This window comes from Ancylobacter sp. IITR112, assembly GCF_041415945.1.
Classification (GTDB): domain Bacteria; phylum Pseudomonadota; class Alphaproteobacteria; order Rhizobiales; family Xanthobacteraceae; genus Ancylobacter.
The window spans coordinates 4,042,625-4,057,741 of the sequence record NZ_JBGCUS010000001.1 but is presented as its reverse complement, the minus strand read 5'-3'; the positions used below and the strand labels follow the sequence as shown (position 1 = coordinate 4,057,741).

The 15,117-nt window shown below is 68.0% G+C and carries 14 protein-coding genes; 3 read left to right on the top strand and 11 right to left on the bottom strand.

Annotated features, from left to right (window positions below):
• Positions 1 to 26 precede the first annotated feature (26 nt).
• From phoU to AAC979_RS19270, 6 genes are all read right to left on the bottom strand, one after another.
• On the bottom strand, positions 27 to 740 hold the full coding sequence (gene phoU, locus AAC979_RS19295) for a phosphate signaling complex protein PhoU (protein WP_371348504.1): 714 nt from the start codon (positions 738 to 740) through the stop codon (positions 27 to 29).
• Between the two features lie 25 nt (positions 741 to 765).
• Positions 766 to 1,587: a phosphate ABC transporter ATP-binding protein PstB gene (pstB, locus tag AAC979_RS19290; RefSeq protein WP_371348503.1), complete on the bottom strand. Its 822-nt coding sequence runs from the start codon at positions 1,585 to 1,587 to the stop codon at positions 766 to 768.
• Between the two features lie 8 nt (positions 1,588 to 1,595).
• Positions 1,596 to 2,429 carry a phosphate ABC transporter permease PstA gene (pstA, locus tag AAC979_RS19285; protein ID WP_371348502.1) on the bottom strand — a complete coding sequence of 278 codons (834 nt, stop codon included), beginning with the start codon at positions 2,427 to 2,429 and terminating at the stop codon, positions 1,596 to 1,598.
• 13 nt (positions 2,430 to 2,442) lie between these two features.
• Positions 2,443 to 3,420 carry a phosphate ABC transporter permease subunit PstC gene (pstC, locus tag AAC979_RS19280; RefSeq protein WP_371348501.1) on the bottom strand — a complete coding sequence of 326 codons (978 nt, stop codon included), beginning with the start codon at positions 3,418 to 3,420 and terminating at the stop codon, positions 2,443 to 2,445.
• Between the two features lie 157 nt (positions 3,421 to 3,577).
• Positions 3,578 to 4,618 (bottom strand): phosphate ABC transporter substrate-binding protein PstS, encoded by a 1,041-nt coding sequence (pstS, locus tag AAC979_RS19275; protein ID WP_371348500.1) that lies wholly within the window; start codon positions 4,616 to 4,618, stop codon positions 3,578 to 3,580.
• 170 nt (positions 4,619 to 4,788) lie between these two features.
• On the bottom strand, positions 4,789 to 6,081 hold the full coding sequence (locus tag AAC979_RS19270) for an ATP-binding protein (RefSeq protein WP_371348499.1): 1,293 nt from the start codon (positions 6,079 to 6,081) through the stop codon (positions 4,789 to 4,791).
• 178 nt (positions 6,082 to 6,259) lie between these two features.
• Between AAC979_RS19270 and ppk2 the strand changes: the two genes are divergently transcribed.
• Positions 6,260 to 7,165 carry a polyphosphate kinase 2 gene (ppk2, locus tag AAC979_RS19265; RefSeq protein ID WP_371348498.1) on the top strand — a complete coding sequence of 302 codons (906 nt, stop codon included), beginning with the start codon at positions 6,260 to 6,262 and terminating at the stop codon, positions 7,163 to 7,165.
• Between the two features lie 33 nt (positions 7,166 to 7,198).
• A complete protein-coding gene (locus AAC979_RS19260; protein ID WP_371348497.1) occupies positions 7,199 to 7,804 on the top strand; it encodes a hypothetical protein in 606 nt (201 codons plus the stop codon).
• Positions 7,805 to 7,931: 127 nt separating this feature from the next.
• Here AAC979_RS19260 and AAC979_RS19255 read toward each other — a convergent pair whose 3' ends face one another.
• Together AAC979_RS19255 and AAC979_RS19250 are read right to left on the bottom strand one after the other, a co-directional pair.
• On the bottom strand, positions 7,932 to 9,017 hold the full coding sequence (locus AAC979_RS19255) for a UPF0104 family protein (RefSeq protein WP_371348496.1): 1,086 nt from the start codon (positions 9,015 to 9,017) through the stop codon (positions 7,932 to 7,934).
• Positions 9,018 to 9,204: 187 nt separating this feature from the next.
• Positions 9,205 to 11,088 (bottom strand): potassium transporter Kup, encoded by a 1,884-nt coding sequence (locus AAC979_RS19250; protein WP_371348495.1) that lies wholly within the window; start codon positions 11,086 to 11,088, stop codon positions 9,205 to 9,207.
• A gap of 578 nt (positions 11,089 to 11,666) precedes the next feature.
• On the opposite strand from AAC979_RS19250, the gene AAC979_RS19245 reads away from it, so the two are divergent.
• Positions 11,667 to 12,425: a TetR/AcrR family transcriptional regulator gene (locus AAC979_RS19245; RefSeq protein ID WP_371348494.1), complete on the top strand. Its 759-nt coding sequence runs from the start codon at positions 11,667 to 11,669 to the stop codon at positions 12,423 to 12,425.
• On the opposite strand, the gene AAC979_RS19240 is transcribed toward AAC979_RS19245, so the two are convergent.
• From AAC979_RS19240 to AAC979_RS19230, 3 genes are read right to left on the bottom strand one after another with little or no spacing between them, the layout of a single operon-like run.
• The gene (locus AAC979_RS19240; protein WP_371348493.1) at positions 12,365 to 13,231 is read right to left on the bottom strand and encodes an NAD-dependent epimerase/dehydratase family protein; all 867 of its coding nucleotides are present in this window, start codon (positions 13,229 to 13,231) and stop codon (positions 12,365 to 12,367) included. The two genes, AAC979_RS19245 and AAC979_RS19240, sit on opposite strands and share 61 nt — an antisense overlap.
• Positions 13,228 to 14,403, bottom strand: a complete 1,176-nt coding sequence (gene queG, locus AAC979_RS19235; RefSeq protein ID WP_371348492.1) for a tRNA epoxyqueuosine(34) reductase QueG — start codon at positions 14,401 to 14,403, stop codon at positions 13,228 to 13,230. The genes AAC979_RS19240 and queG overlap by 4 nt, the downstream gene beginning before the upstream one ends.
• Positions 14,379 to 15,068 carry a glutathione S-transferase family protein gene (locus AAC979_RS19230; RefSeq protein ID WP_371348491.1) on the bottom strand — a complete coding sequence of 230 codons (690 nt, stop codon included), beginning with the start codon at positions 15,066 to 15,068 and terminating at the stop codon, positions 14,379 to 14,381. The genes queG and AAC979_RS19230 overlap by 25 nt, the downstream gene beginning before the upstream one ends.
• Positions 15,069 to 15,117: the final 49 nt, after the last annotated feature.

Genomic DNA, 15,117 nt, shown 5'->3' with positions numbered 1-15,117 from the left:
TCCCGAGCGGTCGCGGGTCGCCGGCGTCAGGCCGGGAACGCGACGCTGGTCAGGCTGCTGGTGTCCTGCTTGGGACGCTCCTCGGTGAGAAGCTGGCCGGTCACAAGATAGTGGATGGTCTCGGCGATGTTGGTCGCGTGGTCGCCGATGCGCTCGATGTTCTTGGCGCAGAACAGCAGATGCGTGCACAGCGAGATGTTGCGCGGATCCTCCATCATATAGGTGAGGAGTTCGCGGAACAGCGAGGTGTAGAGCACATCGACCTCGCCGTCGCGCTGCCAGACTTCCAGCGCCCGCGTCTCGTCGCGGGTGGCATAGGCGTCGAGCACCACTTTGAGCTGTTCGAGCACGATGGTGGACATGTGCTCCACGCCGCGCACCAGCTTCTGCGGGTGGAACTCGCCGGTGAGGGCGAGCACACGCTTGCCGGTGTTCTTGGCGAGGTCGCCAATGCGCTCGAGATCATTGGCGATGCGCATCGCCGCGACGATCTCGCGCAGGTCGCCGGCCAGCGGCTGGCGACGGGCGATGATGAGCACCGCCTTTTCCTCGATCTCGCGCTGCAGCAGGTCGACCGGACCGTCGAGCACGATCACCTTCTGCGCCAGTTCCGTGTCGCGCTTGACCAGCGCCTGCACGGAATCGGCGACGAGGCGCTCGGACTGTCCGCCCATCTCGACGACGCTGCGGCCGAGTTCCTTGAGGTCGGTGTCGAATGACGAGACGATATGTTCGGTCATGGGGCAGGCCTCTCTCGTCGCGGGCTCAACCGAACCGGCCGGTGATGTAGTCGCGGGTGCGGGCTTCGCGCGGGTTGGTGAAAATCTCGTTCGACGCGGCGACCTCGATCAGCTCGCCGAGATAGAAGAACGAGGTGATGTCGGCGCAGCGCGCCGCCTGCTGCATGTTGTGGGTGACGATGACGATGGTGAATTCCTGCTTCAGCTCGTCGATCAGATCTTCGATCTTCGAGGTGGAGATCGGGTCGAGCGCCGAGGTGGGCTCGTCGAGCAGGATCACTTCCGGCCGCACCGCGATGGTGCGGGCGATGCACAGGCGCTGCTGCTGGCCGCCGGACATGCCGAGCGCGGAAGTGTGGAGCCGGTCCTTGGTCTCCTCCCAGATCGCCGCCTTGCGCAGGCACCACTCGACACGCTCGTCCATCTGCGCCTTGGAGAGGCGCTCATGCAGGCGCACGCCGAAGGCGATGTTGTCGTAGATCGACATCGGGAAGGGCGTCGGCTTCTGGAACACCATGCCGATGCGCGAGCGCACCACGGTGGAGTCGAGATCCTTGCTCAGCAGGTCCGCGCCGTCGAACAGGATCTTCCCTTCCGCGCGCTGGCCGGGATAGAGCTGGTACATGCGGTTGAAGATGCGCAGCAGCGTGGACTTGCCGCAGCCCGAGGGCCCGATCATCGCGGTGACGCGCTTTTCCGGGATCTCGAAATTGATGTTCTTCAGCGCGTGGTTGTCGCCGTAGAAGAAGTTCAGCTTCTCGACCTTGAGCTTGGCTTCGGCCGCCGGCGCGGTGGCGCGGTTGACGGCGGAGGCGATGTCGATCGACGTTTCAGGTGCGAAGTTCATGGTCCGTCTCACTTCATCTTCGCCAGGACGAGGCGGGAAAGGATGTTCAGGGTCAGCACCCCGACGGTGATGAGCAGGGCGCCGGCCCAGGCCAGCGCAACCCAGTCCTCGAAGGGGCTGGCCGCATATTGATAGATCGCGATCGGCAGGCTGGCCATGGGCGCATCGAGGCTGACCGACCAGCCATTATTGCCGAGCGAGGTGAACAGCAGCGGCGCGGTCTCGCCGGCGGCGCGGGCAACGGCGAGCAGGATGCCGGTGACGATGCCCGCCCGGGCGGCGCGCCAGGTGACGAAGGTGACGACCTTCCACTGCGGGGCGCCGAGGGCGAAGGCGGCTTCGCGCAGGCCGATGGGGACGAGGTTCAGCATGTCTTCCGTCGTGCGCACCACCACCGGAATGATGATGATCGCCAGGGCGATAGCACCCGCCCAGCCGGAGAAGCCGCCGAAGGGGACGACCAGGAGCTGGTAGACGAACAGGCCGATGAGGATGGACGGGGCCGACAGCAGCACGTCATTGACGAAGCGCACCGCGTTGGCGACCTGGGTTCCGCGGCCGTTCTCGGCGAGGAAGGTGCCGCACATCAGGCCGATGGGAGTGCCGATGATGAGCGCGACGCCGATCTGGATCAGCGAGCCGATGATGGCGTTGAGCAGGCCGCCACCGGCACCGGGCGGCGCGGTGATCTTGGTGAAGACATGCGGCCCGATGGCGGGCAGGCCGCGCGCCACCAGGGTCCACAGGATCCAGGCGAGCAGGATGAGCGAGAGCACGGCGAAGCCGGTGCTGATGGCCTTGACGGTGTAGTCGGTGGCGCGGCGGCGGGCGAGGGATGCCATGTGTGTCTCTCCCTCAGCCCTTGAGCCGGGACCGGACGAGCAGGCGCGAGAGCGCGAGCACGATGAACGAAATCACGAACAGGATGAAGCCCAGTTCCAGCAGCGACTGGAGTTTCAACGAGCCGATGGAGGCTTCGGGGAACTCGTTGGCGATGGTGGAGGCGATGGTGGCGCCGGGGGCGAAGAGCGAGGCGGACATGCGCGTGGCATTGCCGATGACGAAGGTCACCGCCATCGTCTCGCCCAGGGCGCGGCCGAGGCCGAGCATCACCGCGCCGACCATGGCGGTGCGGCCATAGGGCACCGAGACGTTGCGGTAGACCTCATAGGTGGTGGCGCCGACGCCATAGGCGGATTCCTTGATCATCGGCGGCACCGATTCCAGCACCTCGACGAACATGGCGGTGATGAAGGGCAGGATCATGATCGCCATGATCAGGCCGGCGGTGAGCATGCCGGCGCCGAGGGGCGGGCCCTGGAACAGCGCGCCGATCACCGGCAGCGGGCCGAGCCATTCGATCAGCGGCGGCTGAACATAGGCGGCCATCAGCGGCACGATGACGAAGAAGCCCCACATGCCGTAGATGATCGACGGGATCGCGGCGAGAAGCTGGATCGCGACGCCGATCGGCCGGCGCAGCGGGCCGGGGGCGATCTCGGTCAGAAAGAAGGCGATGCCGAAGGACAGCGGCAGGGCGATGATCACGGCGATGACGGCGCTGAAGACGGTGCCGAACACCATCACGCCGGCGCCGAACACTTCGGTCACCGGGTTCCACTGGGTCGACCAGAGGAAGGAGATGCCGAATTCCCGCAGGGCCGGCAGGCCGCCATGGAACAGCATCGCGATGATGAGGCCGAGCAGCAGCAGCACGAGAATGCCGCTGGCCCAGAGAATGCCGACGAAGACCGGGTCGCTTACGCGGCCCGTCGGCTTATGCGCCGCGATCAGGCCGGCCTCCGCCTGCCTTCCGCTGAGAGTGGCATCCATGTCGTGTGATCCTCGGAGCGCCTTGTCACCCCGAGCCGCGATCGGCCGGAGGGGCGGCATACTGTGACGGAGCAGGGTCGACGCGGCGAATTAACGCTCGCCGGGGGCAGACGAGAAGAGGCGGCCGAGGGCCGCCTCTTCCCCTTGCGGGTCAGGATCAGTTGGTCCAGACGGGCTTGCCGTCGACCTTCACGTCGCTCGCCCAAGCCTTCTTGATCTCGGAGACGACCGAGTCGGGCAGCGGGATGTAGTGCAGCTTCTCGGCGATGGCGTCGCCTTCCGCACCATAGGCCCAGTCGAAGAACTTGATGACTTCGGCCGACTGCGCGGCGTTGGTCGGGTTCTTCGGCAGCAGGATGTAGGTGGCGGAGGTGATCGGCCAGGCGCCTTCGCCGGCGGTGTCGATCATCGAGGCGGCGAAGTTCTTCGCACCCTTCCAGTCGGCAGCCGCAGCCGCTTCCATGAAGGTCTTGGTCTCGGGCTTCACGACCTTGCCGGCCTTGTTCACGAGGTCGGTGGTGGCGAGCTTGTTGGCGGCGGCGTAGATGAACTCGACGTAGCCGATGGCGCCCTTGGTGTTCTTCACGGTGCCGGCAACGCCTTCATTGCCCTTGGCGCCCGCGCCGACCGGCCACTGGACCGAGGTGGCGGCGCCGACATTGGACTTCCAATCGGCATTGGTGGCGGCGAGGTAGGAGGTGAACACGAAGGACGTGCCCGAGGAGTCCGAACGATAGACCGGGACGATTGCGAGGTCGGGGAGCTTCGCACCCTTGTTCAGGGCGGCGATCTTCGGGTCGTTCCACTTGGTGATCTTGCCCTGGTAGATGTCGGCGATGGTGGCGCCATTCAGGGTCAGGGCATGGTCTTCGCCGAGGTTGACGATGGCGACCACCGAGCCGATCACGGTCGGGAACTGCAGCAGGTTGGCGGATTCGAGCTTGTCGTCCTTCATCGGCGCGTCGGAGGCGCCGAAGTCGACGGTGCGGTTGACGATCTGGTTCTGACCACCGCCGGAACCGATCGACTGGTAGTTGAGGCCGGTGCCCGTCTTCTCCTTATAGGCCGCAGCCCAGGCCTGGTAGACCGGAGCGGGGAAGGAGGCGCCAGCACCGTTGATGTCGGCGGCGAAGGCGGCGCCGGAAACCAGGGCGCCGAACGACAGCGCAGCAGCGCCGAGCAGATGGGTGAATTTCAAGGGTCTTCTCCTTAGGTCGGGAGATGGCAGCATGCCGGAACGAGGGCGGCTGCCCGATTGGCCGAAGGGCGGTGGACAGTTCACTCGGGACTCATACCGCCCGGGCACCAAGGTTCTATGACCCTTCAATGAACCCTTGATGACAGTTCAACTATCTGAAAATTCTTGCATTATCTCTTTGGCGTCGGGGATGTCGACAGGCGCACCGAAAATGTCGAGCCCGCGCCCGGCACGCTTTCAATGCCCATCTTGCCGCGATGGCGGGCGACGATGTGCTTGACGATGGCCAAGCCGAGCCCGGTTCCACCCTGCTCGCGCGAGTGGGCGGTGTCGACGCGGTAAAACCTCTCGGTGAGGCGAGGCACATGTTCCGGCGCGATTCCGGGGCCGTAATCACGTACCGATACCAGCGCGTCCGTGCCCTCGCGCAGGACCGCGATTTCCACCCGCCCGCCAGTGCCACCATATTTCAGCGCGTTCTCGACGAGGTTCTCGAACACCCGGATCAGCTCGTCGCGATCGCCGCGCACCACCACCGGTTCGTCCGGATGCTCGAAGGCGATCTCCACCCCGCGCTCGCGGCCGAGCGGGGCCAGCGCCTCGCGCACATGGCTGACGACGGCGACGAGGTCCACCGCCGCCTCCGGGCGCAGATGGGCGTTGAGCTCGATACGCGACAGCGAGAGCAGATCGTCGATCAGCCGCGACATGCGCCGGGCCTGCTCGTTCATGATCTTGAGAAAGCGCTCGCGGGCATTGGCGTCGTTGCGCGCCGGGCCCTGCAGCGTCTCGATGAAGCCGGAGAGCGAGGCGAGCGGGGTGCGCAGTTCGTGGCTGGCATTGGCGACGAAATCGACGCGCATCTGCTCGACCCGCCGCTGCGGGGTGAGGTCGATGAAGCTCAGCAGCACCGCCTCGGTCGGCGCGCCCTCGCGCAGCAGGCCGGGGCGGATCGGCACGATGTCGGCGCGCAGCCAGCGGTCGAGCGGCACGCGCTCGGCAAATTCGATGCGGCGGGCCGTTCCGTCCGCCACCGAGGCGCGCAGCGCTTCCAGCACTTCCGGCACCCGCACGGCGAAGGAGACGGGATCGCCGACGCGCACGCTGGCGAGAAGGCCGACGGCGGTGGTGTTGGCGGCGAGCACGGTGCCGCGTGCATCCAGCAGCAGCGCCGCTTCGGGCAGGGCACGCACCAGAGCGGGCAGCCGCTCCTCGGCGCGCGGCGAAGGCTTGGCTTCCCCGCTGAAGCGGGCAAGCGCGGCAGCCACCGGGCGCCGGCGCACCGGCAGCGCCGCACCCAGCGCCACCAGCCCGCCAATGGCGAGGCCGGCGCCCGGCGTCAGCGCGCCGAACCAGTGGGCGCCGGCGAGCCCCAGAGCGGCGGCGGCAAGAACCCAGCGCGCGCCAACCAGACGCTCGCGCAGCGTGTCCTCCGCCAGTTGCCGCGACTCTCCCAGAGCCATGCCCGTTCCCGCCCGATCCAAACCGGCGGCCTCGCCCGCTTTTTCAGGCGCGCCGCTCTTTCCTGATATGCTTTCAAGGCCGTTGCTGGAAGACGAATCGCCCGGGCCGAATCACCGGGCACGAACCTTCCGCAGTTCGGCACGTTGCCACCTTATGATAGCGTTGAAAGGCTTCCATATGACGAAGAAGCCGGCCGCCCCCGGCGCGGCCACCGGGCCCGCAGAGGCGGAGCTCGCCGCCGCCATCGCCGCCTTCTCGGTCGAAGCGCCGGACATGCCCGCCATCATCGCCGAGCGCGCCTATAGCAGCGGCTTCTATCCCTATTCCGACCGGCCCAAGCGCAAGACCTATGAGGCCGAGCTGCATGCGCTGCAGATCGAGCTGCTGAAGCTGCAGGAATGGGTGAAAGCGCAGCGCGAGCGCGTCGTGCTCGTCTTCGAAGGGCGCGACGCCGCCGGCAAGGGCGGCACCATCCACCGCCTGACGCAGCATCTCAACCCGCGCTTCGTGCATGTGGTGGCGCTCGACAAGCCCACCGAGGCGGAAGCCGGCCAATGGTATTTCCAGCGCTACATCGCCCATCTGCCGCGCCGCGGCGACATCGCGATCTTCGACCGCTCCTGGTATAACCGCGCCGTGGTCGAGCCGGTGATGGGCTTCTGCACCCCGCAGGAGACCGCGCATTTTCTCCAGCAGGTGCCGACATTCGAGAAGATGCTGGTGGATGACGGCATCCGGCTGTTCAAGATCTGGCTCGACATCGGCCGGGAAATGCAGCTTCTGCGCCTGCATGAACGCCACCAGGACCCGCTCAAGCGCTGGAAGCTCTCGCCGGTGGATCTCGCGGCGCCGGCGCGTTGGGACGCGATCTCCGCGGCGCGCGACGCGATGATCGCGGCGAGCCATGCGCCCGTTCCCTGGGCGGTGGTGCTGGGCAACGACAAAATGCGGGCACGCCTCGGCGTGATCCGCCAAATCCTCGCCCAAATCCCGTATGAGGGCAGGGATGACACGGTGGTGGGCATTCCCGATCCCGCCATCGTGCTCGACGGCCGCGCCTTCCTGGCGCGGGCCGCCACCTGAACCATGCGCCGCCGACCGAGCGAAGGAGCCCCGATGCGCCGTCCTGGGATTGCCCGCCTGCTGCTGGGCCTCGGCCTGTCCTTCGCGCTGAGCGCCGCCCGTGCCGAGCCGATGCCGGCCCCGGCGGCGGACTACCGCGCCCGCGCCCGCGTGCCGCAGGGCGTGGCGCTGAACGTGTTCCACCATCAGGGCAAGGTGCGGGTCGAGGTCGAAGGCGGCAAGCTGCCGGAAGGCATGGTCAGCCTGATTGATCTCGAGAACAGCCGCGTGGTGGTGCTGATGGACGTGCCGGGCATGGACCGTCTCGCCATCGAGAAGGACATGCCGCCGGGCTTCGCCTTCTCCGACGCCAAGCGGCAGGGCACCCGCGTCGGCCAGGGTGAAGCGCTGGGGGAAGCGTGCGAGCTGTGGCGCTTCGAGGTCAAGGCGATCAATGAGCCGGTGGAGAGCTGCATCACCCCCGACGGCATCGTGCTGAAGACCACCACGAAGATGGGCACCAAGCCGGTGGTGCTGTTCGAGGTGACGGAACTGACCCGCGCGCCGCAGGACCCGGCGCTGTTCAGCCTGCCCAAGGGCGTGAAGCCGAGCAAGCTGCCGCCCAGCATGCGCGCCCTGCTGCCCGACCTCGTGCGCTAGATCAGCTCACCGTTTCACGGAGACGGGGAATGATCAAATTCCCCGTTCTGTCGCGTTTTCTTCACGCGAACCCGTATCCGCTTCGCTCGGAAACGCCCGGGACGCCGCGCGCCAGGGACCCGGGGCCTCAGCCAGCGGCGCGGCGGCGCGCGGGCGGCGACGCCTCATCCGCAGGATCGGCTTCCGTCGCCATCACCGGCATGGCGGCGAGTGGATCGGGCGAGATGCCCTTGGTGGCGTCGAGCCGGCGCCGGCTGATCATCAGTTCGCGCGCGCCCATCAGCACCAGCGCGATGGCGAAAGGCGTGACGTAATAGAGCAGGCGCAGCAGCAGCAGCGCCCCCAGCAGCGGCTCGGTCTCGAACTGCGGCAGCGCCACCAGCATCGCCGCGTCGAACACGCCGAGGCCGCCCGGCGCGTGGCTGGCAAAGCCGAGCAGCGTCGCCGAGATGAACACCACGCCGAGCGCGATCGGGTCGATATAGGGCTGCTGCGGCATCAGCACATACATGGCGGCGGCGCAGAAGGAGAGGTCGATGATGCCGATGACGATCTGCATCAGGGTGAGCCGCCATCCCGGCAGGGTGACGGTCCAGTGGCCCTTGCCGACGCCGATCCGGCGCGGCTTCAGCCCCACCCAGGTGACATAGGCGGCAAGTCCGGCGAGCAGGGCGAGGCCGATCAGCCGGTTGATCCAGGCCGGCAGGTGGTCGACCGCGCTCGCCGCCCAGGGCTCGACCGTGACGCCGAGGCCGAGAATGGCGATGTTGCCGAGCCAGAAGGTGAGGCCGGTGATGAAACAGAGCTTGGCGACATCCACCGCGCCGAGGCCATGGGCGGAATAGATGCGATAGCGCACCGTGCCGCCGGTGAAGGCGGAGAAGCCGATATTGTGGCCGATGGAATAGGAGGTGAAGGAGGCCAGCGCGGCGACCCGATAGGGCACATGCGGCTTGCCGATGGTGCGCAGCGCGAACCAGTCATAGAAGGTGAGGGTGAAATAGGCGCAGGCCACGAACAGCGCCGCCACCGCGATGCGCCACGGATCGGTGGCCGAGATCGCCTCCAGCACCTCGGTCGGCCGGATGTTGCGCAGCATCTTGTAGAGCACGAAGCCGGCGATGCCGATGATGACAAGGCTCGCGACCAGACCGAGCGTGTGCCAGCCGAGCCGCGCGCGCAGCCAGCCGGGGATCGCCTTCAGTCCCGTCATCGCGTCTCCGTCCCTGCTGTTATGCCAGTGTGCCGGCCAGCCCTAGCAGACCGGGCAGGCTTGTGAAACACGGTCGACCGACGTCGCATTAGCGCATCCCGCCGCGCGGCGCCACAGGACGCCGGCGATGTGACGACGCGGTGACGAACCATTGCGCGTTGCGCCCCCCGCTCCCGCCGGCAGCCCGTCACAGCCGGACCGGATAGCCGATCTCGATGGTGCGCGGACGCGGCAGGCCGAAGCGGTCGACCGAGCGCTCGGCATTGCGGGAGAGGAAGGCGAAGATATGGGCGAGCACGTCGCGCACCCCCAGAATGTCGTCGGGCGGCATCACACGCTCGTGACCGATGACATAGACCGCGTCGTCGGGGTCGATGCCCTGGGCGTAGAGCGCCGGGCTGAGCACGGCCGGCACGTCGATCTGCTGCATATAGCCGAAGCGCACATCGACGCGCAGATGCGCGGCGTCGAGCGGCAGCACCCGCACCCGCTCGTCCACCGGCACGCGCGGGCGCGAAGCGACCCAGACGGAGACGATGACCGCGCGGGTGAACTGCACGTCGAGCAGTTCCGACAGCCGGCCCAGCGCCACCGGCGTCATCGCCCCGCCGCGCGAGAGGAAAATGGCGGTGCGCGGGCTCACCGCGCAGCCGGCCGGGCGGCCTCTGGCGACGAAGTCGTCCAGCGGTTCGGTGAAGCGGCGCTGCTGCAGGCCGACCCCTTCCATGCCGCGCCGCCAGGACACCATGACGACGAGCACCAGCGCGGCGATGGTGACGGGCAGCCAGCCGCCATCATGCAGCTTGGTGAGATTGGCGGTGGCGAAGGCGAGGTCGATCACCCCCAGCCCGCCGGCGAGCGCGACCAGCGCCGGCCAGGGCCATTTCCAGCGGCGGCGGACATAGGCGACGAACAGGAGGGTGGTCGAGACCATGGCCATGGCGACCGCGATGCCATAGGCGGAGGCGAGCCGGTCGGAGGAGCCGAAGGACACCACGATGGCGGCGCAGGCCGCCATCATGATCCAGTTGAGCCGGCCGACATAAATGTGCTGGTCATTGTGCTCGCTGGTGTAGCGGATGCGCATCGGCGGCAGATAGCCGAGCTCGATTGCCTGCTTGGCGAGCGAGAACACGCCGGTGATGATGGCCTGAGAGGCGATCACCGTCGCCAGCGCGGCAAGGATCAGCAGCGGCACCTCGAACAGATGCGGCGCCAGATCGTAGAACGGGTTGCGCACCGAATCCCGGTGCACCAGCACATGCGCGCCCTGGCCGTAATAATTGAGCAGCAGCGCCGGCATGGCGACGAACAGCCAGGCACGGGTGATGACCGGACGGCCGAAATGGCCGAGATCGGCATAGAGCGCTTCGCCGCCGGTGACCGCCAGGAAGGTGGCGCCGAGAATGAGCCCGGCCAGCATCGGATTGTCGGCCAGCAGCAGCACCGCATGGCGCGGATCGAGCGCCGCCAGAACCTGCGGCGCCTGCACGATGCCGTGCACGCCCAGCGCCGCCAGGGACAGGAACCAGGTCAGCATCACCGGCCCGTAAAAGGCGCCGATGCGCTCCGTGCCGGCGCGCTGGGAGATGAAGACGAGCAGGATCACCAGCACGGTGACGGCGACGATCCAGTGATCGAGTTCGGGGGCGATGACCTCCAGCCCCTCCATCGCCGAGAGCACGGAGATGGCCGGGGTGAGCACGCCGTCGCCAATGAGCATCGCCGCGCCGACAAGCCCGGCGACGAGCAGGAACAGGCGTCTGCCATTGGCCGAGCGGTGCAGATCGAGCAGCGTGACCAGGGCGAGGATGCCGCCTTCGCCGTCATTGTCCGCCCGCAGCACCAGCATGACATATTTGAGCGTGACGGAGAGGATGATCGCCCAACTGATCAACGAGAGCAGGCCGAACACATCCGCGTCCGACACGCCGGGCCCGCCGACGGCGTTCAGCCCCTGCTTGAATGCATAGAGCGGGCTGGTGCCGATATCGCCGAACACGACGCCGAGCGCCGCCAGCTCGGCGGTGAAGGGGATCGCCGGCCGGCCGGCGGCGCGGCGCTCAGCCATGCCGCGCCCCCTCGCCGCGCCGCCGCGCGTCCCGGTCGACCGGCAGGGCGTGCCCGCGCCCGGCACGCGGAGTGCGGGCAAGCGGGACAGGCGACGGAGACGATGCAAGGGGACGGGGCATGAAGGCCGATCACGCAGAACAATGCCGAGGCATCGGGAGCCTCGCAGCAATAACCCGCCATACCGGCGCCGCCAAGCGCCGTGTGCGGCGGCCGCTGCGGCGCCCGGTTCTCGCGCGGCATACCATTCGCACACAAATGTGAACCGGCCGCGCGGCATGGCCGGCGGGGCTTCCAGGCTGAGGGAGGAGGATTCGGGGGGGCGGATGAATCCCCCTCCCTCTACCAGCAACCCCTTGCGCCCAAAGGCTTGCGGGTTCCTTTGGAGAGGTTTGCTGGCGAGCAGAGATCATTAGGCGCTTGCGGGCGTCAGATCAACATCGACCGAACCGTTCGGTCATTTCTAAATTTGTGCCTATTTGCCGGCGAATGATCAGGATCCTCACTTGCGTTAGAGCGGCCCAACGCCGAGATTGACGGGCAGTGATCCTTTCCTTGCTCCTCCCGACCTGATTTTTCATGGCTTCCTTGCCCGATTTCGCGCACCAGTCGTCCACCCGCCACGCGCGTGGCGGGACCGAAGGCGATACCGGTCCGGGCGCGACGCCTCCTAGCCCAAGCGCCGCCAAGCACGACCAGATTTTGCGCGGCGCGCGCGAGGTGTTTCTCGCCTCCGGCTTCGACGGCGCCAGCATGGGCGAGATCGCCCGCGCCGCCGGGGTCTCGAAAGGCACGCTCTATGTCTATTTCGGCTCAAAGGAAGATCTGTTCACCGCGCTGGTGACGGATGAATGCACCCGCACCGCCGAAGCCTGTTTCGAGCTCGACCCCGACGGGCCGACCGAGGCAACACTGCGCACCCTCGCCTCGCACTATATCGAGGCGATGCTGGAACCGGGCCATGTCCGCACGGTGAGGATGGTGATCGGCGTCGCGGAAAAGCTGCCCGCCATCGGCCGCGCCTTCCTTCAGGCCGGGCAGGAGGCTGGCGTGCAGCGGCTGTCCGACTGGCTGCGGGCGAAGACGATGCGGGGCGAACTCGTGATCGACGATGTGGAGATGGCCGCCTGGCAGTTCGTGCTGGGCTGCCAGGGCAAGCTGATCATGCCGATGGTCTTCGGCGACCCCTCACACCCGGACGAGACCGCGATCGCCCAGGTAGTGGACCACATGGTGCACGCCTTCCTCGCCGCTTTCGCCCGGCGAGGGACGGAATCTCACCAGCCGGAGCCTGCGGAAGCCGACGCCGCGGCCAGCGCCGCCAGCCCGTCGCGATAGGTCGGGTAGCGCAGCGCGCCGAGCAGCACGTGCAGGCGGTCATTGCGCACCCGCCGGTTCTCGGCCCAGAAGGACAGCGCCATCGACGACATGCGCGCGGACGCCTCCTCGAAGCGCTCCGCCGGGGGCGGTGCCACGCCGAGCAATTCGGCCGCGTAGCGCACCGGGGCGCAGGAGGGCGAGGGTTCGTCATCCACCACATTCACCACCCCGTCGAGGCGCCGGGCGAGCGCAGCCTGGATGGCGCCGGCGATGTCGTCGACATGGATGCGGTTGAACACCTGGCCCTCGCGCTCGATGCAGCGGGCGGAGCCGTCGGCCATGTCGAGCAGCGCGTTGCGGCCGGGGCCGTAAATGCCGCCGAGCCGCAGCACGGCGACGGGACGGCCGGCGCGGCGGCCGAGTTCCTGCCAGCCGGCCTCCGCTTCGATGCGACGGCGCGCGCGCGGTGCGGTGGCGGCGGCGGGCGCGCTCTCGTCGATCCACGCCCCGCCGGAATCGCCATAGACGCCAATGGTGGAGAGATAGACCAGCGGCCCCTGCCCTTGCGCCAGCGCGTCCCCGAGCGGGCCGAGGAACGGATCGCCCGCCTCGCCCGGCGCGGCGGAGACCAGCACGGCATCCGCCGCGCGGGCGGCGGCGAGCAAGGCCGGCGGGGCGTCACCTTCAAAGCGCAGCATCTCCATGCCGGGCGCGGGCGCGCCTGAACGGCTGGTGCCGATGCGGCTGGCGAAGGCCTCGCCGTAAAGGGCAGTGAAGCGCCGGGCGCAATAGCCATGCCCGAGGCAGAGCAGGGTTCCGGTCATGCGTGCTCTCCAGCGCTACGGTTAAGGGCGATCCGCCATTCCGCCCGCACCTCGGCGTCGGTCTCGCCCGCATGAGCGGCGGAAAGGGCGGCGAAAATGTCGGGCGGCAGCAGCCGGGCGAGCGCCCACACCGCCGCCCCGCGCACCAGCGGATCGGTATCACCAAGATGCCGCTCGGCCTCGGGCGCCAGACCGGCCTCGCCGGAATTGCCCATCGCCACCAGCACATTGCGCAGAAATCGGGCGCGGCCGATGCGTTTGACCGGGCTCTTGGAGAAGCGGGCGCGAAACCCCGCATCGTCCAGCCGGGCAAGTTCGGCCAGCGACGGGGCGCGGTTTTCCTCGCGCGCCGCCAGCCGGGCTTCGCGGCCGAGCGCGGCGAATTTGTTCCACGGGCAGGCGGCGAGGCAGTCGTCGCAGCCATAGACGCGGTTGCCGATGAGCGGGCGCAAGTCGCGCGGAATGGCGCCCTTCAGCTCGATGGTGAGATAGGAGATACAGCGGCGTGCGTCGATGCGGTAGGGCGCGGGGAAAGCGCCGGTCGGACAGGCATCGAGGCAGGCGCGGCACGAGCCGCAATGATCGACCTCCGGCGGATCGACCGGCAGGGCGAGAGTGGTGGCAATCGCGCCGAGGAACAGCCAGGAGCCCTTGTCACGCGAGACGAGATTGGTGTGCTTGCCCTGCCAGCCAAGCCCGGCCGCCGCCGCCAGCGGCTTTTCCATCAGCGGCGCGGTATCGACGAAGACCTTCACATCGACCGTGCCGGGCGCGCCGGCGCGGGGCACGAAGCGCGAGGCGATGCGCTTGAGCTTGCCCTTGATCAGCTCGTGATAATCGTCGCCGCGGGCATAGACCGAGATCGCCCCGCGCGTGCGGGCGGAAAGGATGGCGCGCGGGTCCTCGTCCGGCCCGTAATTCAGCCCCAGCATGAGAATGGAGGCGACCTGCGGCCAGAGATTGGCCGGCGCGGCGCGGCGCTCGGCGGTCTCCGGCATCCACGCCATCTCGCCATGCGCGCCCTCGGCGATCCACTGGTGCAGCCGCGGCCCGGCCTGGGGAATGGCATCGGCGGCGGCGATGCCCATCGCATCGAAGCCTTCCTCGCGGGCGAGCGCGAACAGGCCGGCACGCGCCGCCTCGGGCGTCAGAAATCCAGATCCGCGTAGCACGGCGCCGGCGGCATGCCCGCCATGGTCAGCGCGAGCAGCGGCCGGAACGCCGGACGCGACTTGATGCGGGCGTACCAGATCTTCGCTCCCTCATCTTCGTCCCAAGGCACGTCGCCGAGATAGTCGACGCTGGAAATATGGGCGGCGGCGGCGAGATCGGCATAGGTCATGCGGTCGCCGGCGAGCCAGTTCCGCGCCTTCAGCAGCCAGCCGATATATTGCAGATGATAGCGTATGTTGGAGCGCGCCGCGCGGATGGTCGCCATGTCCGGCGGCCCCCCGCCAAGTTCGCGCGGTGTGTAGCGCTTGTACACCTTCTCGCGCACCAGCGGCTCGGACACTTCGGCGAAGAATTTGTGGTTGAACCAGGCCGAGAGCCGGCGCACCTCGACGCGCTCGCCAATATGCACCGGCAGCAGCCGCCGGGCGCCGAGGGCGCTGCCGCGCGTCTCGTCGAGATATTCGGTGATGGGGTCGATGCCCGGCACCACGAAGCCGTCCTCCTCCACCAGCACCGGCGTCGCGCCGGCAGGATCGAGCATGAGGAAATCGGGCCGCCGCTCCCACACCCGCTCTTCGATCAGTTCCGGCTCGATGCCCATCTCGCTGAGGGCGAGACGCACGAGGCGCGAATGGGCGCAGAAGGGGTGGTGATAAAGCTGCATGTTCCGGGAGGGTTGTCGCAGACCGTCGGCGGGCGGCGCCTGAAATCGG